The 19430-nt window shown below is 72.9% G+C and carries 19 protein-coding genes; 10 read left to right on the plus strand and 9 right to left on the minus strand.

The features are described from left to right. The first annotated feature begins 13 nt into the window (after nucleotides 1-13). The 4 genes from kdpF to kdpC are packed head-to-tail and all read left to right on the plus strand — an operon-like array spanning nucleotide 14 to nucleotide 4511. Nucleotides 14-103 (plus strand): K(+)-transporting ATPase subunit F, encoded by a 90-nt coding sequence (gene kdpF / locus ACFYVJ_RS31000; protein ID WP_388898556.1) that lies wholly within the window; start codon nucleotides 14-16, stop codon nucleotides 101-103. Nucleotides 104-112: 9 nt separating this feature from the next. Then, nucleotides 113-1777, plus strand: a complete 1665-nt coding sequence (gene kdpA, locus ACFYVJ_RS31005) for a potassium-transporting ATPase subunit KdpA (protein ID WP_388898559.1) — start codon at nucleotides 113-115, stop codon at nucleotides 1775-1777. Then, nucleotides 1774-3885, plus strand: a complete 2112-nt coding sequence (kdpB, locus tag ACFYVJ_RS31010) for a potassium-transporting ATPase subunit KdpB (RefSeq protein WP_388898561.1) — start codon at nucleotides 1774-1776, stop codon at nucleotides 3883-3885. Before kdpA ends, kdpB begins: the two co-directional genes overlap by 4 nt. A gap of 14 nt (nucleotides 3886-3899) precedes the next feature. Further along, nucleotides 3900-4511 carry a potassium-transporting ATPase subunit KdpC gene (gene kdpC / locus ACFYVJ_RS31015; RefSeq protein ID WP_388898564.1) on the plus strand — a complete coding sequence of 204 codons (612 nt, stop codon included), beginning with the start codon at nucleotides 3900-3902 and terminating at the stop codon, nucleotides 4509-4511. 9 nt (nucleotides 4512-4520) lie between these two features. Here kdpC and ACFYVJ_RS31020 read toward each other — a convergent pair whose 3' ends face one another. From ACFYVJ_RS31020 to ACFYVJ_RS31030, 3 genes are read right to left on the minus strand one after another with little or no spacing between them, the layout of a single operon-like run. Then, nucleotides 4521-4691, minus strand: coding sequence for a hypothetical protein (locus ACFYVJ_RS31020; protein ID WP_388898567.1), 171 nt, complete (start codon nucleotides 4689-4691; stop codon nucleotides 4521-4523). Continuing rightward, complete coding sequence (locus ACFYVJ_RS31025) at nucleotides 4688-4900, minus strand: DUF397 domain-containing protein (protein WP_388898765.1); 213 nt, start codon at nucleotides 4898-4900, stop codon at nucleotides 4688-4690. Before ACFYVJ_RS31025 ends, ACFYVJ_RS31020 begins: the two co-directional genes overlap by 4 nt. Beyond that, nucleotides 4890-5729, minus strand: a complete 840-nt coding sequence (locus tag ACFYVJ_RS31030; protein ID WP_388898570.1) for a DUF5753 domain-containing protein — start codon at nucleotides 5727-5729, stop codon at nucleotides 4890-4892. Before ACFYVJ_RS31030 ends, ACFYVJ_RS31025 begins: the two co-directional genes overlap by 11 nt. 189 nt (nucleotides 5730-5918) lie before the next feature. Here ACFYVJ_RS31030 and ACFYVJ_RS31035 point away from each other — a divergent pair, with 189 nt between their 5' ends. From ACFYVJ_RS31035 to ACFYVJ_RS31045, 3 genes are all read left to right on the plus strand, one after another. After that, entirely contained in the window at nucleotides 5919-6338 is a 420-nt protein-coding gene (locus ACFYVJ_RS31035; protein ID WP_388898573.1) for an ATP-binding protein, read from the plus strand. A gap of 1642 nt (nucleotides 6339-7980) precedes the next feature. Further along, on the plus strand, nucleotides 7981-8739 hold the full coding sequence (locus tag ACFYVJ_RS31040) for a metallophosphoesterase (RefSeq protein WP_388898576.1): 759 nt from the start codon (nucleotides 7981-7983) through the stop codon (nucleotides 8737-8739). A 33-nt stretch (nucleotides 8740-8772) separates the two neighbouring features. After that, nucleotides 8773-9516 (plus strand): Clp protease N-terminal domain-containing protein, encoded by a 744-nt coding sequence (locus ACFYVJ_RS31045; RefSeq protein WP_388898579.1) that lies wholly within the window; start codon nucleotides 8773-8775, stop codon nucleotides 9514-9516. Between the two features lie 3 nt (nucleotides 9517-9519). On the opposite strand, the gene ACFYVJ_RS31050 is transcribed toward ACFYVJ_RS31045, so the two are convergent. Then, nucleotides 9520-10161, minus strand: a complete 642-nt coding sequence (locus ACFYVJ_RS31050; protein WP_388898582.1) for an NAD(P)-dependent oxidoreductase — start codon at nucleotides 10159-10161, stop codon at nucleotides 9520-9522. Next, nucleotides 10161-11552: an MFS transporter gene (locus tag ACFYVJ_RS31055; RefSeq protein WP_388898585.1), complete on the minus strand. Its 1392-nt coding sequence runs from the start codon at nucleotides 11550-11552 to the stop codon at nucleotides 10161-10163. The genes ACFYVJ_RS31050 and ACFYVJ_RS31055 overlap by 1 nt, the downstream gene beginning before the upstream one ends. 80 nt (nucleotides 11553-11632) lie before the next feature. Here ACFYVJ_RS31055 and ACFYVJ_RS31060 point away from each other — a divergent pair, with 80 nt between their 5' ends. Then, nucleotides 11633-12553, plus strand: coding sequence for a LysR family transcriptional regulator (locus tag ACFYVJ_RS31060; protein WP_388898588.1), 921 nt, complete (start codon nucleotides 11633-11635; stop codon nucleotides 12551-12553). A 78-nt stretch (nucleotides 12554-12631) separates the two neighbouring features. Here ACFYVJ_RS31060 and ACFYVJ_RS31065 read toward each other — a convergent pair whose 3' ends face one another. Continuing rightward, nucleotides 12632-14098 carry an MFS transporter gene (locus ACFYVJ_RS31065; protein WP_388898591.1) on the minus strand — a complete coding sequence of 489 codons (1467 nt, stop codon included), beginning with the start codon at nucleotides 14096-14098 and terminating at the stop codon, nucleotides 12632-12634. A gap of 86 nt (nucleotides 14099-14184) precedes the next feature. Between ACFYVJ_RS31065 and ACFYVJ_RS31070 the strand changes: the two genes are divergently transcribed. After that, nucleotides 14185-14595: a MarR family winged helix-turn-helix transcriptional regulator gene (locus ACFYVJ_RS31070; RefSeq protein WP_388898593.1), complete on the plus strand. Its 411-nt coding sequence runs from the start codon at nucleotides 14185-14187 to the stop codon at nucleotides 14593-14595. A 63-nt stretch (nucleotides 14596-14658) separates the two neighbouring features. Here ACFYVJ_RS31070 and ACFYVJ_RS31075 read toward each other — a convergent pair whose 3' ends face one another. Continuing rightward, the gene (locus ACFYVJ_RS31075; protein WP_388898596.1) at nucleotides 14659-15645 is read right to left on the minus strand and encodes a LuxR C-terminal-related transcriptional regulator; all 987 of its coding nucleotides are present in this window, start codon (nucleotides 15643-15645) and stop codon (nucleotides 14659-14661) included. Between the two features lie 72 nt (nucleotides 15646-15717). Between ACFYVJ_RS31075 and ACFYVJ_RS31080 the strand changes: the two genes are divergently transcribed. Next, nucleotides 15718-16989, plus strand: a complete 1272-nt coding sequence (locus ACFYVJ_RS31080) for a hypothetical protein (protein WP_388898598.1) — start codon at nucleotides 15718-15720, stop codon at nucleotides 16987-16989. A 54-nt stretch (nucleotides 16990-17043) separates the two neighbouring features. Here the strand turns inward: ACFYVJ_RS31080 and ACFYVJ_RS31085 are convergent, their stop codons facing one another. Continuing rightward, nucleotides 17044-18417, minus strand: a complete 1374-nt coding sequence (locus ACFYVJ_RS31085) for an MFS transporter (RefSeq protein WP_388898767.1) — start codon at nucleotides 18415-18417, stop codon at nucleotides 17044-17046. A gap of 88 nt (nucleotides 18418-18505) precedes the next feature. Further along, nucleotides 18506-19396, minus strand: coding sequence for an aminoglycoside phosphotransferase family protein (locus tag ACFYVJ_RS31090; RefSeq protein ID WP_388898769.1), 891 nt, complete (start codon nucleotides 19394-19396; stop codon nucleotides 18506-18508). Between the last annotated feature and the right edge of the window lie 34 nt (nucleotides 19397-19430).

A 19430-nucleotide genomic window follows, 5' to 3' on the forward strand; every position in this document is an offset into this window, starting at 1 on the left:
GGGTGGCCAAGCTGTGACCGCCGACAACGTGGTGGGCCTCATCGTGGCCGTCGCCCTGCTGGGCTACCTGGTCCTCGCCCTCGTCTTCCCCGAGAAGTTCTGAGGTCCCGGCATGAGCCCGATACTCGCTGACGTGCTCCAGGTGTCGGCGCTGGTCGTCGCCCTCGCGCTCGTCCACCGCCCCCTCGGCGACTACATGGCCGGGGTCTACGGCGGCAAGAAGCACAGCCGCGTGGAGCGCTGGATCTACCGCGTCATCGGCGCCGACCCCGACGCCGAGATGCGCTGGCCCGCGTACCTGCGCGCCGTGCTCGCCTTCTCCCTGGCCGGCGTGCTCTTCCTCTACCTGCTCCAGCGGGTCCAGGACAAGCTGCCGCTCTCCCTCGGCTTCGCCGCGATCAGCCCCGACCAGGCGTTCAACACCGCCGCGTCGTTCGTCGCGAACACCAACTGGCAGTCGTATTCGGGCGAGTCCGCGATGGGCCACCTCACCCAGACCGGCGGCCTGGCCGTGCAGAACTTCGTCTCGGCCGCCGTCGGCATGGCCGTCGCGGTGGCGCTCATCCGCGGCTTCGCCCGCTCCCGCACCGGCGAGCTGGGCAATTTCTGGGCGGACCTGGTGCGCGGCACGCTACGGATCCTGCTGCCGATGGCCGCCGTGGCGGCCGTACTGCTCGTCGCCTGCGGCGCGATCCAGAACTTCTCCGGCACCGAGTCCGTGACCACCGTGACCGGGCAGACCCAGCACCTCACCGGCGGCGCCGTCGCCTCCCAGGAGGCCATCAAGGAGCTGGGCACCAACGGCGGCGGCTTCTACAACGCGAACTCCGCCCACCCCTTCGAGAACCCCAACGGCATCTCCAACCTCCTGGAGATCTTCCTCCTGCTCGTCATCCCGTTCGCCATGCCGCGCACCTTCGGCAGGATGGTCGGCAGCGTCCGGCAGGGCTACGCCGTCGTGGCCGCGATGGCCGGCATCTGGCTGGCCGGCGTGGTCGCCGTGACCGTGCTGGAGGCCGCCCACCCGGGCACCGCCGCGCAGTTGGCGGGCGGCGCGATGGAGGGCAAGGAGCAGCGGCTCGGCGAGGGCGCGTCGTCGCTCTTCGCGGTCTCCACGACGATGACGTCGACGGGCGCGGTCAACGCCTTCCACGACTCCTTCGGCGGACTCTCCGGCGGCGTGCTGCTGTTCGGCATGATGATCGGCGAGATCGCGCCCGGCGGGGTCGGCTCCGGACTGTACGGAATGCTGGTGATGGCGATCGTCGCGGTCTTCATCGCCGGGCTCATGGTGGGCCGTACGCCCGAGTACCTGGGCAAGAAGATCGGGCCCCGCGAGATGAAGCTCGCCGCCTGCTACATCCTCGTCACCCCCGCCCTGGTGCTGACCGGCACGGCGCTGGCGATGGGCACAGGCAACGGCGAGTCGTCGATGACGAACACCGGGCCGCACGGCTTCTCCGAGGTCCTCTACGCCTACACCTCCGCGTCCAACAACAACGGCAGCGCCTTCGCGGGCTTCTCGGCGAACACCGAGTTCCACAACACCGCGCTGGGCCTGTGCATGCTGCTCGGCCGGTTCCTGCCGATGGTGTTCGTGCTGGCGCTGGCCGGCTCGCTCGCCGGGCAACGGCCCGTGCCGGCCACCGCCGGGACGCTGCGCACCGACAAACCGCTGTTCACCGGCGTGCTGGTGGCCTGCATCGCCATCGTCGCCGGCCTCACCTTCTTCCCGTCGCTCGCGCTCGGGCCGCTCGCCGAAGGACTGGCCGCATGACCATTCAGACCCAGACACCCGCCCCCGCGCCGCACACCGACGCGGAACCCGTACGGCACGAATCCGGACCCCGGGTCGGCGGCGGGCTGTTCGACCCCCGGCAGTTGCTCCGGTCCGTACCCGACGCGCTGCGCAAGCTCGACCCGCGGGCGCTGGTGAAGTCGCCGGTGATGTTCGTGGTCGAGGTCGGCTCCGTGCTGACCACGGTCCTCGCGGTCACCGACCCTGGCGACTGGTTCGGCTGGGTCATCGCCGGCTGGCTCTGGCTCACCGTGATCTTCGCCAACCTGGCGGAGGCCGTCGCCGAGGGCCGCGGCAAGGCGCAGGCCGACACGCTGCGCCGGGCCAAGACGGACACGGTCGCCCGCCGCCGTACCGCCGCGGGCGAGGAGCGGGTGCCGGGCACCGACCTGCGCGTCGGCGACCTCGTCGTGTGCGAGGCCGGCGACGTCATACCCGGCGACGGCGACGTGGTCGAAGGCGTCGCCTCCGTAGACGAGTCCGCGATCACCGGCGAATCGGCGCCGGTGATCCGGGAGTCGGGCGGCGACCGCTCGGCGGTCACCGGCGGCACGAAGGTGCTCTCGGACCGCATAGTCGTACGGATCACCGCCAAGCCCGGCGAGACGTTCATCGACCGCATGATCGCGCTGGTCGAGGGCGCGGCCCGGCAGAAGACGCCGAACGAGATCGCGCTGAACATCCTGCTCTCGTCGCTCACGATCGTCTTCCTGCTGGCCGTCGTCACGCTCCAGCCCTTCGCGGTCTACGCGGGCGCCGAGCAGTCCCTCGTCGTGCTCGCCGCGCTGCTCGTCTGCCTCATCCCCACCACCATCGGCGCGCTGCTGTCCGCCATCGGCATCGCCGGCATGGACCGGCTCGTCCAGCGCAACGTGCTGGCGATGTCCGGCCGGGCCGTCGAGGCGGCCGGCGACGTCTCCACGCTGCTGCTGGACAAGACCGGCACCATCACGCTCGGCAACCGGCAGGCGCACGAGTTCCTGCCCGTGCCCGGCGCGGAGGAGGCGGAACTCGCCGACGCCGCGCAGTTGTCGTCGCTCGCCGACGAGACGCCGGAGGGCCGCTCCATCGTCGTGCTCGCCAAGTCCCGCTACGGGCTGCGCGAGCGTGAACCCGGCGCGCTGGCGCACGCCGAATGGGTGCCGTTCACCGCGCAGACCCGGATGTCGGGCGTCGACGTCGACGGCCGCCGGATCCGCAAGGGCGCGGCGGGCGCGGTCGCGGCGTGGGTACGGGAACGGGGCGGCGACGTCCCCGACACCGTACGGGACATGACCGACACCGTCGCCGAGTCCGGCGGCACCCCGCTGCTCGTCGCCGTCGCCGACGCCGACGACCGCGGCGCGCGGGTCCTCGGCGTCGTCCACCTCAAGGACGTCGTCAAGGAGGGCATGCGCGAACGCTTCGCAGAACTGCGCCGCATGGGCATCAGGACCGTCATGATCACCGGCGACAACGCCAAGACGGCGAAGGCCATCGCCGCGGAGGCCGGCGTCGACGACTTCCTCGCCGAGGCCACGCCCGAGGACAAGATGGCCCTCATCAAGCGCGAGCAGGCGGGCGGCAAGCTCGTCGCCATGACCGGCGACGGCACGAACGACGCCCCCGCGCTGGCCCAGGCGGACGTCGGCGTCGCCATGAACACCGGCACCTCCGCCGCCAAGGAGGCCGGGAACATGGTCGACCTGGACTCCAACCCGACGAAGCTCATCGAGATCGTGGAGATCGGAAAGCAGCTCCTCATCACCCGGGGCGCGCTCACGACCTTCTCGATCGCCAACGACGTCGCGAAGTACTTCGCGATCATCCCCGCGATGTTCGCGGCCGCCTATCCGAGCCTGGACAAGCTCAACATCATGCAGTTGTCCTCGCCGGAGTCGGCGATCCTCTCCGCGGTCGTCTTCAACGCGCTGATCATCGTCGCGCTGGTCCCGCTGGCCCTGCGCGGCGTGCGCTACCGCCCGATGAGCGCGGACCGCATGCTCCGGCGCAACATCGGTGTCTACGGATTCGGCGGCCTGGTGGCCCCGTTCCTCGGCATCAAGCTCATCGACCTCGTCGTCTCGCTCATTCCCGGCATCGGCTGACGGAGGCCGACCACATGAACACTTCCGCACGCTCCACCGCCCGCCTGCTCTTCAGCGCGCTGCGCGCGCTGCTTGTCCTGACCGTGGTCACCGGCGTGATCTACCCCTTGGTGATCACGGGGATCGCGCAGGGCGCGTTCGCCGGCAAGGCGAACGGCTCGAAAGTCGCCTACGAGGGCCGGGAGGCGGGCTCGAAACTGATAGGCCAGAGCTGGAACCTCAAGGGCACGGACGAACCCGACCCCCGCTGGTTCCAGCCCCGCCCCTCCAACAGCGCCTACGACCCCCTGGCCACGGGCCCGTCGAACCTGGGCGCGTCGGACGCGACGCTGGTGAAGACGGTGAAGGAGGCACGGCAGCAGGTGGCGTCGTTCAACGACGTCCCGGTGTCGGAGGTCCCGAAGGACGCGGTGACGGGCTCGGGCTCGGCGATCGACCCGCACATCTCCCCGGCGTACGCGGAGATCCAGGTGGACCGGGTCGCAAAGGAGAACGGCCTGGGGACGGCCCAGGTGGAGAACCTGGTGAACACCCACAAGGAGGGCCGGGACCTGGGCTTCCTGGGCAACGAAAAGGTCAACGTCCTGGAACTGAACCTGGCCCTGTCCCGCCTGGCGGACAACTGACCCCGCGGGTCAGCCGATGTAGTCCTCCAGGATCTCCGTGTCGAGTGTGACGCCCACCGGGTCGGCGAGAGCCGCTTCCTCGCCGAAGGGGGCCCGGTGGATGTCCAGGTAGCACGCGCTCTCGGGGTGGGGGTTGGTCTGGAGGCGCCACGGGGGGTGAGGCTCCCCGGCGGGGCTCAAGTGACGGGGAATTCCCCGCCCTTGACGGCAGCGACGAACGACGACCAGGCGGCGGTCCCGAAGATGAGTGCGGGGCCGTGCGGATCTTTGGAATCACGGACGGGAACGCCGTCGGGGTATCCGTCCGACACCTCTACGCATCCGCCGGCCGAGTTCTCGCTGTGGCTGGACTTTCGCCAGTTGGGGAGAGCCGATGCGTCAGGAACCATCTTCACCTGCGTACTCCTTCGCGTATGCGTGGATCAGATCCAGCGACTCGCCTTTCGTGAGAGCAAGCGAGCGGGCCGTGTCGAACTTCTGCGTCAGCTCAAGCACCCTTCGCGGAGACTCCACGGGTTCACCGGAGTCGAAGCTCTCGACCACGGCGATCGTCGCGCCATCAGGCAGCGTGTGCAAGGTGAGGCTGCCCCCCATTATGGGGTGTGCACCTCTGGCGAAGGGGAGGATCTGCACCGTTGCGTACGGACGGACCGCGATCTGCACCAGATGCTTTATTTGCGCAGCCATGCACTGTGTACCACCAATTTGGCGCTTAAGTGCTGACTCGTCCATGATTCCCCAGTAGTACGGCGGTTCCTGCCGATCCAGGATGCGCTGCCGCTTCACGCGGAAAGCGACGCGCTCACCGATCTGCTCCTCGGACTCGCCCAACAGGACTCCCTGAAAAGCCGCCCGCATGTATTCCGGGGTCTGCAGAAGGCTCGGAACGACACTGCTGTTGAAGACTTGGATCCGCTCGGCCTGCGGCTCCTTGCTGAACGCCTTCCGGCTGTAGTCCGGAATCATCGTGTCGTGTGCCAGCTCCAGCAGCTCCGCCAGCACCCCGTCGGTATCGAAGAACTCGTCCAGCGCGTTGACCAGCGCTTCCGAGGGCAACTGCTCCCCCAGTTCCACCCGGCCTAAATAACTGTGCGAGTAGCCGCCCACGCGTTCGGAGAGCTGACGGAGGGACAGCCCCCTGCGCTCCCGGAGGCGGCGAAGCCGCCTGCCGAGCCTGACTCGCGGCGTGAGCTTGCCGTCTTCTCTGTTCAACTCCATCTCTTCGAACTCCTCTGCGTTGCAACTCGCTGTCCACCCTGGCCAATCGGTGACACCTCGTGCATGTTCCCGGCGGACCACCGTCGGCAAAGTCGGTGAAGGTAGGAACACCGCTGGCAACCAATCGCCCCGCAAGGGGCTCACACAAGGGGCGTACGGGCGCACGCGCCCCGGAACGAGGTATGCACCATGACGGCCTACGCGCGCGGGTTCATCAGAAGTGCCGGCTCCGTCGGTAGAGCGCGCGACTTTGTTGCGGGCATCGTCGGCACGGCCGACCGCGCCGACGACATTCGCCTGTGCGTTTCCGAGCTGGCCACCAACGCCCTGCTCCACGGCACCCCGCGGGGACGCCAGTTTCGCGTGCACGTTGCCGTCGGGGATGGCGTCGTACGTATCGAGGTGCACGACGCGAGTGACGCGCTGCCGCGTCTCCTTACGCCCGCGGAAACGGACGACCACGGGCGCGGGCTGCAATTGGTCGACGCGCTCGCCGACGACTGGGGCACCTCCGACCGCACCGGCATCGGCAAAGTCGTCTGGGCAGTGTTCAAGATCCCCTGCGGGACGCCCTCTTCGGCCGGCACAGACGGTCGCCGCCGGGATTGAGGCGGTGGCGGTGGGTGTGGCCGGAGGAGGCCGGGATCGGCGCGACACCGGCCGGGTGCGTCGTGGGGGTGGGACCGGGTACGGGGGCCGGGCCGGAGGAGCCGGGGCCGGGGTGAGCCGGGGAAGCCGGGGTCAAGTTGTGGCGGACGTGAGGGCTTGTCGGGGTCGGGGGGTCCGAGTTGGGGTGGACGGTGTCGCGCGGGAGCGGTCCGTGCGGGGGTTTTGGAGCATTGGGCCCCCACGCCGGAGCCCAGCCACGTCCCCGAAGGAACCCGCTCCGGCCGCAGCGGCGATCACACGCAAGAACCCGCGCCCGCCAGTGCCCGGAAATCGCGCACCCGGGGAAGCAACGCCCAACGCCTGCCGCCCGACGTGCCTCCGCCCGCGATCACCCGCCGGGGGGGGTGCCCGTACCGCCGGAGGGGAGAAACTGGGCCGTAACTCGCGGTAACTCCCCCGGATCCGGGCCGAATCAGCCCCCAGGCACCGACTTTCGCCCACCCAGCCGCACTCGCGAGGCCACGGCCCACCCGCCGGCGCCCGGAACATACGCGACCGGGTAGCTCGCGGGAGCCGCCCCAGCGGCCCCGGCTCTCGCCCACCGAGGCGCGCCAGTCCCCGCCTGGCCACCCCGATTGAACGCCAGCGCACCAAACTCGCGACATCCGGCGGGCGAACCCCGTCCAAATCGCCCCTCAGCCTGACTTTCGCCACGCGCGAGAGGGATGTAGCGAAACTCGCTGCAACCCTCCCAGCAAGCTGGGGCAAACCGCCCCCGCGGGCCGACATTCGCCCACCGGCGCGCACGCAGTCGCTCCCAGGCCGGGCAACCGCCGTCCGGGGCGCCCGAGGGGAGGGGATTGGGTCGTAACTCGTGGTAACACCCCCGGATCCGGGCCGGATCGGGCCCCAGGGCCCGAGTTTTGCCCCGCGGCACGCACGCCCTGCCCACTCGACGCCGGGCAGAACCCCGGCGCGCCGTCGCCGCGCGGACGCACCTCACGCGGCCGGGAGTTGGGCGCGGCTTCCCCGGGTGCGGTGTTCCGGTGCTGCATGCGGCGGGGGCGGCCTCGTCGCCGGTCGCTTCCCCGGGTGGGCGGGCTCCGGGTGCTGGCGGGCGCGGGCTGCTACGTGTGATCGCCGCTGCGGCCGGAGCGGGTTCCTACGGGGACGTGGCTGGGCTCCGGCCTGGGGGGCCAATGCTCCAAAACCCACGTCGGCCCTTTCGCCTACGAGACCGCCCACCCCGGCGCCCGCCCTTCCCCCGACGCCGGCCAGCCCGACACCAAGGGCCCACCGCGCCGCCGCCCCCGACACCGGTCCATCCCGCGCCCGCCCCGCCACGCACCCGGCCCCCACCCCGGCGCCGCGAACTCCCGCAACCGCTCCCACCCCGCACCAGCCCTCGCCCCCCACCCACCGCGGACATCGGCAACCGGACCGAGCCCAGATCCGCGGGGCCCACCCCACGCACACGCCAGGCCCGCCGACCGCACCGGCACCGGCACCGGCATCGGCATCGGCAAAGTCGTCTGGGCGGTGTTCAGGGCCACCGATCCTGGACTGGCTGTTCACCCGGCCTCCCGGGCGGTCGTAGCGTGCGGTGGGGCGCCGGTGGGGCGTGCCGGGGAGGGGTGCACCCGTGGCCGTGATTGCGCATTTCAGTGACGTTCACATCGACGACGAGCGCAGTGTCCGGCGGACCCGTGCCGTCGTCGAGTACCTGGAGGAACTGCCGTACGACCTGGATCTCGTCCTCGTCACCGGGGACATCGCCGACCACGGCACCCCCGCCGAGTACGCGACCGCCCGCGAACTGCTCGCCTCGCGGCATCCCGTGCTGGTCTGCCCCGGGAACCACGACGACCGCGCCGCCTTCCGCGGCGGGCTGCTCGGGGAGGCGGAGTCGACGGCGCCCGTCGATCAGGTGTACCGCGGGGCCGGGTTCACGGTGCTCGCGTGTGACTCGTCGGTGCCGGGGAAGCCCGAGGGGTGGCTCGGGGACGGGACGCTGGCGTGGCTGGAGGGGGAGTTGGGGCGGGTGCAGGCAGGGGAGCCGGTGCTGGTCGCGTTCCACCATCCGCCCGTCGAGTTGCATGTGCCGTACGTGGACGAGATCCGGCAGTTCGACGAAGCACGGCTAGCCGAGCTGACCGGGCGGCACCCCCAGGTGGCCGCCTTCCTCGCCGGACACGCCCACACCTCCGCCGCCACCACCTTCGCCGGCCGCCCGCTGCTCGTCGCCGGCGGGGTCGTCAACACCGTCCGGCTGCCCTGGGAGCGGCGCGCGCACGCCGGTCAGCACGTCCACCTCGACCAGCCGCCCGCCGTGGCGTTCCACGTCCTGGACCCGGACGGCCGGCTGACCACCCACTTCCGCACGGTGTCAACCCAGGGTTGACGCAAGCTCAAGTGTCAACCTACGGTTGCCAGCATGACCGAACCCGAACGCTCTACGCATCCCGTACGCCTCGACGACCTCATCGAGGCCATCAAGAAGGTCCACCCCGACGTCCTCGACCAGCTCACCGGCGCCGTCGTCGCCGCCGACCACCTCGGCGACGTCGCGGACCACCTCATCGGCCACTTCGTCGACCAGGCGCGGCGCTCCGGCGCCTCCTGGACCGACATCGGCAAGAGCATGGGCGTCACCCGGCAGGCCGCCCAGAAGCGGTTCGTGACCAAGGGCTCGGACGAGGGCCTCACGCTCGACCCGAGCGAGGGCTTCGCCCGGTTCACCGGCCGCGCCAAGAACGTCGTGATGGCGTCCCAGAACGAGGCGCGCGCCGCGGGCAACACCGAGATCGGGCCCGCCCACCTCGTCCTCGGGCTCATCGCCGACCCCGCCGGCATCGGCGCCGCGTCGATCGTCGCGCAGGACATCCTCCTCGACACCGTGCGCCAGGAGGCCGCCGCCGCGCTGCCGCCGGCCGCGGAGGGCACGGTGCCGGAGCTGATCCCGTACAACGCCGAGGGGAAGAAGGCCCTGGAGCTGACCTTCCGCGAGGCGCTGCGGCTCGGCCACAACTACATCGGTACGGAGCACATCCTGCTGGCGCTGCTGGAGCAGGAGAACGGCGCGGGCGTCCTCTCCCGGCTCGGCGTCGACCGCGCGGCGGCGGAGGCCCACATCGCCGCGGCGCTCGCCCCGCTCCAGCAGGGCGGGGGCGGGGCGTAGCCCTCAGTACCCCACCGTGAAGCGCGTGCGGTGGTGCTTCGGATGCTCGGCCTCGTCCAGGAGCGCCACCGCGAAGTCCTCCATCGAGATGGCCGACTCGCCCGCCTCGTCGACGACGAGTTCGTCCCCGCCCAGCCGGTACGCGCCCGTGCGCGCACCCGGCAGGATCAGGTGCGGCGGGCTCGCGTACGCCCAGTCCACCGCCGGCTCCGCCGCCCGGCAGGTCTCCAACTGCACCGCGCAGGCACGGGCGATGGGCAGCCACGGCGCCGGGAAGCCGGGGCCGTCCATCACCTGCACCCCGCCGCTGCCCGGCAGGGTCAGCGTGGCGGAGCCGCCGACCAGCAGCAGCCGCACCTCCGACGCCGCCGCGCCCGCGAGCAGCGCCCGTGCCATCGCGGGCAGTTGCTCCTCCGCGCCGGGTGCCGGCCGGGTGGCGCCGACGATCAGGTCCTGTCCCGCGCCGAGGGCCGCGACGTCCGCGGCGCTGGTCGCGTCGCCGATGCGGATCTCGGCACCGGCGGGCAGGTCGGAGGGCCGGCGCGGGGTGCGGACGACGGCGGTGACGTCGTGGCCGCGGGCCTGGGCCTCGGCGACGATACGGCTGCCGATCTGGCCGGTGGCTCCGAAGACGGTGATACGCATCAGGCGGCGCTCCTCTGACGTGCGGGGCGGGTGGCGGGGGTCGTGGCGGAGTCTGCGGCGGGGGCAGGGGCAGGGGGCGTAGCGGAGTTCGCCACGGAGTCCGGGCCGGTCCGCGGCGCAGGGTCCTTGCCGGTGGTCCGCGGCCCGTCCTCCCCGGAGGTGCGTACCGCACCCCGCGCACCCCGCGCCTCCCCCACCCGCTCCGCCACCCAGAGCACCACCGTTCCCGCCGCCAGTACCGCGCCCAGCGCCGACACCGCCGGCCAGCCGCCCCGCGACCAGACCACCGACGTCAGCGCGGAGCCCACCGCCCCGCCCGCGAAGAAGCTGGTCATGAACGCCGAGTTGATGCGGTTGCGGGCGTCCGGGCGTATCGCGTACACGACCGCCTGGTTGCTGTTGAGCACCGCCTGCTGCGCGACGTTGAGGCCGACGATCCCGACGACCAGCCACAGCAGCGAAGACCCGGCCACCCCCAGCAGCACCCACGAGCCGGTCAGCAGCAGCACTCCCGCGCCCGTCACCGCCTGCACGTGGCCACGGTCGTTGAGCCGCCCCGCGAACGTCATCGTCACCACGCCCAGCGCCCCGACCAGGCCGAAGAGCCCGATCGCCGACTCCGACCAGCCGTACGGCGGCCGCGCCAGCAGGAACGTCAGCGCCGTCAACTGCACGCTGTACGAGGCCAGCGACAGCGCCCCCAGCGCCGACCGCCGCCGCAGCACCGGCTCCTCGCGCAGCAGCGCGACCGTGGAGCGCAGCAGCGCGGGATACGACATGCGCGCCATCCCCGCGCCCGCCGCCGGCAGCCGCGGCAGGTGGCGGTGGAGGAGGACGGCCATGCCGGCCATGAGCAGGGCGTTGACCCAGTAGATCGTGCGCCAGCCGCCGAGTTCCGACAGCACCCCCGAGGCGGTACGGGCCAGCAGCCCGCCGAGCAGGATGCCGGACATCACGACGCCCACCACCCGCCCCCGCTCCTCCGGCGCCGCGAGCCCGGCCGCGTACGGGACGACGACCTGTGCGCCGACGGACGCCAGCGCGGTGAGGACCGTACCGGCGAGCAGCACCGGCCCGTTGGGCGCGGCGGCGGTGAGCGCGAGGAACGCGGCGGTGGCGACGAAGAGCCCGACGGACAGCCGCCGCCGGTCGGTCACGTCGCCGAGGGGGACGAGGAGGATGAGGCCCAGCGCGTACCCGGTCTGCGCGGCGGTGACGACGAGCGCGGCCAGCGTGCTGCCGACGTGCAGGTCGCGGCCGATGAGGTCGAGGAGGGGCTGGGCGAAGTAGTTGCCCGCCACGGACAGGCCGGTGGCGGTCGCCATGAGCAGCAGCAGGCCGCGGCCGAGAGTGGCGGGCTCCTCGCGCGGTGATACCGAGTCCGTTGTCATGACCCCAGACTCCGCCCGCCCCCATGGATGAGTCCAACACATAGTTGTCATCTGATCCATCTCGTATCACGATGGATCGCATGGAGCTGCAGCAACTGCGCTACGTCGTCGCCGTCGCGGACACCGGCGGATTCACCCGCGCCGCCGAGCGCTGCCATGTCGTCCAGTCGGCGCTGAGCCATCAGATCGGCAAGCTCGAACGGGAGCTGGGCGCCCGGCTGTTCGACCGTACGAGCCGGCGGGTGCGCCCCACCCGCGCCGGCGAGGCGTTCCTGCCCGCCGCCCGCGCCACCCTCGCCGCGGCGGAGCGGGCCCGCGCGGAGGTAGCGGCGGCGACGGGGGAGGTGCGCGGGCGGCTGGCGATCGGGTCGATCCCGACGGTGGCGGCGGTGAACCTGCCGGCGGCGCTGAAGGAGTTCCACGACACGTATCCGCAGGTGCGGATCAGCCTGGCGGTGGGCGCGAGCGAGAACCTGGTGCGGGCGGTCGCGGAGGGCACGTACGACCTGGCGCTGCTCGGCGTCCCCGCGGGCTTCCGGGCGGAGAAGGTCCGCGAGCGGGTCCTCGTACGGGACCGGCACCTGGCCGTCCTGCCGCCGGACCACCCGCTGGTGGGTACGGGCGAGACGGATCTGGCGCGGCTGGCGGAGGAGACCTTCGTCGACTTCGCGGCGGGCACGGCGGCACGGGCGCAGTCGGAGGAGGCGTTCGCGGCGGCGGGGCTGCGGCGGACGGTGGGCTTCGAGGTGTCGTCGATGGACTTCATGGCCGATCTCGTACGGGCCGGGCTGGGGGTCGCCCTCCTCCCCAGCACCTTCGCGCCCCGCCTCCCGGGCCTGGCCACCGTCCGGATCGCCGACGGCCCGTCCCGGGAGGAGCGCCTCGTCTGGCCCCGTACCCGGCCATCCCCGGCCGCGGCGGCGTTCCTCCACAGCCTGGGGGTAACGCCGGACGAGGAGGAAGGGGAGGGGGAGGAGGACGGGGCCGCCCCGGCGGGGTGAGCGGGCACGGAAACGGACCCGGGCCTGGCCGGCCCGGGTCCGTGTACCCCCGATTCCCCGTGGTCGTGGCGGTGCCGGTCAGTCGGCCGCGTAGACGTACTCGCGGTCCTCCACCGGCTTCTGCTCGCGCTCCGGGCGGCGCGGCCCGCGCAGCCCGGTGAGCGCGATGACGAGGCCCAGCAGCGCCATGGCCGCGACCACGTACAGCGCCGGGTCGAAGCCGTTCAGCAGCGCCCGCGAGCCGGTGGCGCCCTCCGCGTTGGCGGTGAGCACGGCGGTCACGACCGCCAGCCCGATCGCCCCGCCCACCTGGAGCGAGGTGTTCAGCAGCCCGCCGGCGAGACCCTGCTCGTCGTCCTGGATACCCGCGGTGGCCTGGATGTTGAACGAGGCGAACGCCAGCATGAAGCCGAGGCCCAGCAGCACCATGCTCGGCAGGGTGCCGACGAGGTACGGCGCGTCCCGGTCGATGGCGAGGAAGAGCACGTACGCCAGCAGGTGCGCCACGACGCCGCCCGCGATGGTGCGCGTGGTGCCGACCCGGTCGATCAGCGAGTCCATCCGCGGCGAGCCGAACGCGACGATCAGCGCGGCCGGCAGGAAGCCGAGCGCCGTCTCCATCGCCGACCAGCCCAGCACGGACTGCAGGTACTGCATGACCAGGAACTGGAAGCCCAGGTACCCGCCGAAGAACACGGCGGCGCCGAGGTTCGCGCGGGCCAGCGGGCCGGAGCGCAGGATGCCGAGCCGGATCAGCGGGTGGCTGCTGCGCCGCTCGATGGCGAGGAACGCGGCCAGCAGCACCGCGGCCGCGGCGAACTGCAGCAGCGTACGGGCCGCGCCCCAGCCCACCTCGGGCGCCTCGACGACGGTGTAGACGAGCAGCAGCATCGCCCCGACGCCGGTCACCGCGCCGGGGATGTCGTAGCCGCCGGTGCGCTCGGGACGCCCCTCCTTCGGCAGCACGCGGAAGGCGGCGACGAGCGCGATCAGGGCGATGGGGAAGGGCAGGAAGAAGGTCCAGCGCCAGCCGACCTCGGTCAGCAGGCCGGAGAAGACGAGCCCCGCGCTGTAGCCGCTGGCGCCGAAGACGGCGAAGATCCCGAGCGCCTTGTTGCGCGCCGGGCCCTCGGCGAAGGTCGTGGTGATGATCGAGAGCGCGGCGGGCGCGGTGAACGCCGCGGAGACGCCCTTCAGCAACCGGGTCGCGATCAGCAGCCCGCCGTCGTCGACCAGCCCGCCGAGCAGCGAGGTGACGGCGAACACCGCGACGGCGACGAGGAACACCCGCCGCCGGCCGAGGAGGTCGGCGGTGCGGCCGCCGAGGAGGAGCAGTCCGCCGTAGGTGAGGACGTACCCGCTGACGACCCATTGAAGGGTGCTCGTGGACAGCCCGAGGTCGGCCTGGATGGAGGGGAGGGCGACCCCCACCATCGACACGTCGAGAGCGTCGAGGCCGACCACGAGGGAGACGGTCAGCAGGATGCCCCACAGGCGGGCGTCCCACTTCGTCGAGGTCGTGGACAGATGTGCGGAAGAGCTCATGACGGATCACAGTACATGCAGAGACATCTAATGCCAACGCATTTAATGAAGTCGCATTAGGTTCACGCGCATGTTACCTTTGCTGCGTGAGCGTGAGCGACGTCGGCGCCGAACGCGCCCTGGTGGACCGCTGGCACGGCCTCCTGGCCTGTCACGCGGCGGTCTGGGGTGCGCTGGAGCGCGAGCTGCAGAGCAGGCACGGCATCGGCGTCAGCGAGTTCGAGGCCCTGGAGGGCCTGGCGACGAGCGGCCACGACAAGTGCCGCGCGGCCGAGCTGGCCGGCGCGGTGCACCTGAGCCAGAGCGCGACGTCGCGGCTGACGGCCCGGCTGGAGCGCGCGGGGCTGGTGACGCGGGCGATGTGCGACGTCGACAGGCGCGGCATCTTCGTCCTGCTCACGGAGGAGGGCCGGCGGCTGTACGAGGACGCCAGGCCGACGCACCGCGAGGTGCTGGCCCAGGCCCTGCCCGGGGCGGAGCAGCCCGCCGACCGGTAACGGCTCGTCTTCTTGGGGTCGGTTGACGCCGCGTCAGCCGCTTGCCTCGTGTCCGCCCCGGCGTCAGAGGTCGACAGCTCCGTTGCGGGCCGCCTGGAGCCCCGCCTGGAAGCGGGTACGGGCCCCGAGCCGCAGCATCAGCGCGCTGACCCGGCGGTTGAGGGTACGGGCGCTCACCCCCAGCCGCCGCGCCACCGCCTCGTCTTTCAGCCCGGCCGCGAGCAGCGTCAGCAGTTGCCGGTCGGACTCGGCGTCGCCGCCCCGCTCGCCCCCGGCGCCACCCGCCGCGGCGAGCGGCCCCGGCACCGGCACCGCCGCCGCCCACAGCAGCTCGAAGAGCTGCACCAGCGCGTCCAGCAGCGCCCCTTCGTGGATCACGAACGCGCTGTCGACCATCTCGTGCGCCTCGCGGCTGAACGGCAGGATGGCCGTCGAGGCGTCGGCGACGGCGAGCTTCAGCGGCACGTCCGTATGCACCCGGGCCTGTTCCCCGGCCGCGACGACCGCCTCGAAGACGTCGAACGCGCCCGGCACCTCCAGCGCCTCCGGCGCGTACAGCCCGCGCACCCGCGCGCCGCGCGCCAGGATCTCCAGCTCCGCCCGGTTCGGCTCGGCCGGCTCCTGCGCGTACGGCGGCCGGTCCAGGACCAGCAACTCGCGCCGCACCGACCGCTGCAGCCGGTCGAAGGCCGCCGCGACCGAGCCGCGGCCGAAGAGGATCTCCACCTGGTCCTCGGGCCGGTGCCTGCGGTCGACCGGCAGATCGGCGAGGAGCGCGGTGGCCGCGGTCCTGGCCACGGCGACCTGGTCCTGCCAGCGGACCGTGAGCTGGTCGACGGCCGCGTCGGGACGGGTGGCGACCAGCCGGACCGGGGCCCCGGGCAGCAGCGTGACCAGGCCCAGCTCCGCGAGCCGCTCGACCGCCGGGGCGGTCTCGGCCTCCGTACGCCCGGCCGCCGCCGCCAGCCGCGAGGTGTCGAGCGGCGGATGGCGGAGCAGCAGGCGGTACAGGGCCTCGTCGGACGCGAGGACGCCGAACGGCTCGAACATGACGTGGACCCCCGGGGCGCGTATCGGATATGTCCCGCCTGATGGGGGCAGCGCGAGCGGCGCATGGGCGCCATGGCGTCCGTTCGCCAGCCGATCGACGTGGACATCCAGACGATCACGGTACTTCCTGGTGAGGACAACGTCATCGAGGAGGAGATCCGGGTGAGACCCCTTCACCGCGCGATTACCACCGTGACGGTCGGCGCAGCGCTCGTCGCGAGCCTGTTCACGGCCGCCGCTCCCGCCAACGCCGCCGCGCACCCGAAGCACTGGGACGCACCCGAGTGCGACCAGGTCGTCAGCGACGGCTCGCTCTCCCACACCCGGGACGGCGGCGCCACCTTCGCCCCGACCACCACCGCCGAGCGGCCGCCGTACTACCAGTTGGTCACCGGCCTGGAGACCCTCGCCACCCCGAACCGGCTGCTGGCCACCGACATCAACGGCCGGGTGACCCGGTCGGCCGACGCCGGCTGCCGCTGGACCACCATCGCCAAGCTCGGGGCGGGGCACTGGTTCGTCGCCCCGGGGCGCAACGGCAGCGCCTACGTGTGGGAGTTGCGCGGCGACCGCGTCTACCGGGTCGACGGCAACGAGGTCGTCAGGATGCCGGCCTTCGACGGCGAGAAGCTCGGCGGGCTCTACGGGCTCACCGCCAACCCGCGCCGCGCCGGCCACCTGCGGGCCGTCACCGACGGCGGCCGCGTGCTGGAGTCCACCGACCACGGGCGCAGCTTCCGCCCCATCGGCACGCCCGTCCCGCTGGCCGGGGTCGGCCCGCACACCATGTTCTACGACGCGAAGGTCTCCAGCGCCGACTTCGACCGCATCGTCGTCGGCGTGAGCGACGCCGGCGGCTTCACCAGCGACGACGCCGGCCGCACCTGGCGCCGCGTCAAGCTCGGCGCCGCGGGCGACGAGGTCAACGGCTTCTCCCTGGCCATCTCGCCCGTCGACCCGCGGGTGGTCTACGCGAAGGCGCTGAACGTCACCGAGCTGGAGGCCGGCGAGAGCGGCCGGCACCTCTACCGCTCGACCGACGGCGGCCGCACCTTCCGGCCCGTCGTCGACCAGTTCCAGGACGGCGAGGACGTGGTGATCTACAACGGCGGCTGGATGCGCCCCGATCCGACCGACGCCGACGTCGTCTACTTCGAGTACGGCGACCCGTGGAGCGGCACCAACCTCTACCGCCACGACGCGGACGACGGCGAGCTGACGATCCGGCACTCCGGCCACCACGGCATCGGCGCCCTCGCCGTCAGCCCGGCCGACCCGGACGTGCTGTACGCCGGCCTGACCTCGGTGCCCAGCGGCGCACCGGTGACGGGGGACGGCGCGTAGCGGCGCCGCGGACCGGGGGCGGTGCCCTGACCCACCGCCCCCGGTTCCCGCGTCCTACGCCCGTCTACGCCCCCGGCCGCGCAGCAGCAGCGGCGCGACGACGAGATACGGCAGCGCGCACACCGCGAACGCGGCCCCGTGGCCGAGCCCGGCGGCCGAGCCGAGCAGACCGTACGCGCCGTAGACGGCGATCGTCCCCAGGTCCGTACCGACGCCGGCCAGCGAGGTCAGGGTCGCCCGTGCCGGCCCGGTGATCCGCTCCTGCAACCGTGCCTCCGCGAGCACGGTCGCCACCTGGAACCCGCCGAACGCGACCCCCACCAGCGCGATCCCCACCCCCGGCCCCGCCGTCCCCAGCAGCCCGCCCCCGGCGAGCGCCACGGCGGACCCGGCGAGCAGCGCGGCCAGCAACCCCGCCGGCGTCCGCGCGGCCCGGCCCCGCTCCTCGACCCGCCCGGCCAGCAGCCCGCCGGCGGCGGCACCGGCCCAGATCAGCAGCAGGTACAGCGGCACGGCGGGGTCGGCGACGCCGGCCTCGCGGACGAGGTAGGGCGTGTACTCGTCGAGGGAGCCCCAGACGGCGACGACGGCGGGGACGAGGAGGACGGCGCCGCGGACGGAGGGCTCGGCGCGCAGTTCGGCGAACCCGGCGCGGAGGGTGCCGACCCAGCCGAGACCGGGATCGTCGGCATCGGGATCGTCGGCACCGGGATCGGAGTCGGCGTCGGCGTCGCCGTCGGCGGGGGGACCGGCGTCCACGCCCGGGGGCGCGCCGTGCTCGCCCCGGCGCGCACCGGCGGAGCCGCCCGCGCTCCCCGGGGCGCCCCCGTCCGACGCTGCCTCCCCTTCCGGTCCCGCCTCACCACCCGCCGGACCCGGCCCCCGCGCCCGTACCGTCTCGGCGCCGGCGGCAGCCACCCGGTGCTCCGGAAACCGCGTCGCCACCGCCGCGCCCAGCAGGCACGACGCCACACTCGCCGCCCCCACCGCCGCGTACCCGCCGGCCGCGAACACCGGGGCCGCCGCCGCCATCGAGGCCATCACGCCCACCGTGCCCGCCGCGCGCCCGCGCCCCAGCGTGCGCGCGTACCGGCCGGCCGCGCCCGCCCGGCCCAACTCCTCGTAGAGCAGCGCCTCCAGCGCCCCCGACGCGAACGCGCCCTTGGCTCCCCACAGCACGAACCCCGCGGCGAACGCCCAGTACGACGGCGCCAGTATCCACAGCGTGAACCCCGCGCCCGTCAGCAGCGGCCCCGCGCACAGCAGCAGGCGGCGGGAGAACGCGTCGGCCCAGGCCCCGGAGGGGACTTCGAGCAGGAGGGACGTCAGCGACCAGATGACGAAGAGGGAGGAGACCTGCCACAGCGACAGCCCGTGGTCGGCGAAGAGCAGCGCGTACACGGGGTAGAGCAGGACGAAGTCGTCCAGGAACGAGTACGCGTAGAAGCAGGCCGCCAGCCGCCGTTCGGGACGGGCGGAAGATACGAATCAATGTCGCCAGTTCATGCCCGCAACCCTACCCTTCGGCCAGCACCTCGTCGATGACGAACTTCGAGCTGGCGACCATGACCGGGTTGGTGTGCCGGTAGTACGGCAACTGGATCAGCGAGATCGACAGCGCCCACCCGCGGCCGCGCGCCCACGCCGCGTCGTCGTCCCCGCCCGCCACCGCGGCGCGGAACGCCTCGCGCGCGGGGCCGGTGAAGAGGTTCCAGGCGGCGATCAGGTCGACGGCCGGTTCGCCGAGGCCCATGCAGCCGAAGTCGATGACGCCGCCGAGGCTTCCGTCGCCGGCGAGCAGGATGTTCCCGGGGGACAGGTCGGCATGCAGCCACACCGGCGGCCCGGCGTGCGCAGGCGCGCGCAGGGCGTTCTCCCAGGCGGCGGTCACGGCGGGCACGTCCACGCCGTCCCCGGGCCGGAGTTGCGCGAGGCAGGCGCGGGTCTCCGCGTCCCGGTCGGCCAGGGTCTCACTGCGGTACGAGGGCGGGCCGCCGGCCGGGTCCGCGGCGCGCATGGCGTTGACGAAGCCGGCGAGCTGGCCGGCGAGCGGACCCGGGGCGGCGACGCCGGCGTCGGGCGGCAGGATCGTCCCGGGCAGCCAGCGGCAGACGCTCCACTGCCAGGGGTAGCCCGCCCCGGGCTCGCCCACGGCGACCGGCTCGGGTACGGGCACGGGCAGGCCGGCGGCGAGCCGGGGCAGGTGGGAGAACTCCAGATCCACGTCCTTGGCGCCGGCGGCGGTCAGGGGCATCCGCACGCTCAGCTCGTCGCCGAGCCGGAAGACGGCGTTGACGGTGCCGCCGGAGGCGACCCGCTCGACGGGCAGCCCGGCCCACCGCGGGAACTGGGCGGCGATCAGGCTCCGTACGAGCGCGGCGTCTATCTCCGCCTCGTCGGCGTGCATACGGACAGCAGACATGGGCGCGACCCTACGCCGG

The organism is Streptomyces sp. NPDC004134, assembly GCF_042874195.1.
In the GTDB taxonomy this organism is placed as follows: Bacteria; Actinomycetota; Actinomycetes; order Streptomycetales; family Streptomycetaceae; genus Streptomyces.